The 247-nt window shown below is 38.9% G+C and carries 1 protein-coding gene; it reads right to left on the bottom strand.

Translation table 11 applies throughout. The features are described 5' to 3' along the window. Positions 1-27: 27 nt before the first annotated feature. Positions 28-247, bottom strand: a 220-nt coding sequence (locus Q5762_RS39300; RefSeq protein WP_315897113.1) for a hypothetical protein, incomplete at its 5' end; no start/stop codon positions are given.

The raw sequence follows: 247 nt of genomic DNA, 5'->3' as shown, positions 1-247 counted from the left end.
CGTTGCGAATCCCTCTTGAAAGCTTTGTTATGTGCGTGTTTCAGATTGACACGGAATCCCTAACTCAGCCTGCTTCTTTTTACTTAAACCACTTGAAACAATTATATAGGATTCAGATAGATAATAACGTAACTCATCATCAAGGCGTCTTCCCGTTTCAGTTTGCTGAATCCATTTCATTCCTCGATTAGCAAAATATGGTGCTGGTCTGTAACCATCACAATTACTCAGAAAATCAAAGTTCAGG

Origin of the sequence: Streptomyces sp. P9(2023) (genome assembly GCF_032436795.1) — a bacterium.
Taxonomy (GTDB): domain Bacteria; phylum Actinomycetota; class Actinomycetes; order Streptomycetales; family Streptomycetaceae; genus Streptomyces.
Note: the sequence above shows the minus strand (reverse complement) of the source record. Positions and strands in the feature narration are given on the sequence as shown.